Raw genomic sequence first — 1,254 nt, forward strand, 5'->3', positions numbered from 1 at the left:
GCTCGCCGGGGTCAGGATCTGGTCAAGCTCGTCGACTGCCGCAGCCTCGTCGTCACCGCCAGCGTGACCGAAAGTCTCTATGATGACCTGTCCATTGGTACGCCGGTCCAATTCCGGCTGTTCGGCGACGATCGCATCTTTGAGGGCACGGTGACGCGTCTCGGCGGTTCTGGCGCCTCGGGGCTGTATACCAATCTTGCGGTGGGACCGAGCGCCGAGCATCTCGAACGGTTCGACGTCACCGTCAGCGTGCCCGAACTTTCGAACCAGTCTGACCTCTCCTGCGCCATCGGCCGCACCGGCCGCGTCATCTTTTCGAACGGCCCCATCGCCACCCTGCGGCGCTTCCTGACCCGTTACGGTATCTGATGCTGACGCTCCCTGCATGGCTGTCTGCCCTTGCCGGAGCGGCGGTGGTGGTCGGCCTGCGGTTGCTCGTTCTTCCGCTTCTCAATCCCAAAATGTGGCAGTGGCGGGCTCTTCTGCTCGGTACAACCATGTTCCTGGCTTGGCGTTACATAATTTGGCGCTTCACCGACACGGTCGCGCCGCTGGGCTGGACGGCCGATGCATTCTTCAGCTGGGGCTTCGCGATCCTCGAAGCACTTACCGTCCTGTCCTCGACCATCGCCTTCATCATCCTGTCGCGGGTCAAGGAGCGCAGCCTCGAGGCCGACCGTCATCGCGATTGGTGGAAGCCTGGCCCACCGCCACAGGTCGATATCTTCATAGCGACCTACAACGAGCAGCTTGAGGTGCTGGAGCGCACCATCGTTGGCGCCAAGGCGCTCGGCTATCCCGCCCTTCGGATCTTTATCCTCGACGACGGCCGGCGGGACTGGCTGCGCGCGGTTTGCGAGCATCACGGCGTCGAATATCTGATCCGTCCCGACAACGCCCATGCCAAGGCCGGTAACATCAACCATGCCTTGCAGTTGCGTGCCGGAGATCCGGACGCGCCTGATTTCATTGCCGTGCTCGACGCTGATTTCGTGCCGCATATCGACTTCGTCGAGCGCGTGCTTGCGCTGTTCCATGCGCCTGATGTCGGCCTGGTCCAGACGCCGCAGCACTTCTTCAACCCGGACCCGATCCAGCACAATCTTGGGATTAGCTCGGCCTATCCCGACGAGCAGCGCCATTTCTTCGATAATGTCGAGCCATCGCGCGATGCGTGGGGCATCGCGGTCTGTTGCGGAACCTCGTCGATGGTGCGCGTCYGTGCCGTAGAAATCATCGGGGGCTTTCCGACGG

The 1,254-nt window shown here is 62.4% G+C and carries 1 protein-coding gene and 1 pseudogene; both read left to right on the plus strand.

Annotated elements, in window-relative coordinates; genetic code table 11:
• Positions 1-369: pseudogene (locus tag AB4Y99_RS27690) on the plus strand (HlyD family secretion protein); the annotation flags it as partial.
• On the plus strand, positions 369-1,254 hold an 886-nt coding region (locus tag AB4Y99_RS27695), incomplete at its 3' end, for a glycosyltransferase (protein ID WP_441525612.1). The pseudogene AB4Y99_RS27690 and the gene AB4Y99_RS27695, both read left to right, overlap by 1 nt.

Origin of the sequence: Allobosea sp. TAB14 (assembly GCF_052113865.1) — a bacterium.
In the GTDB taxonomy this organism is placed as follows: domain Bacteria; phylum Pseudomonadota; class Alphaproteobacteria; order Rhizobiales; family Beijerinckiaceae; genus Allobosea; species Allobosea spartocytisi.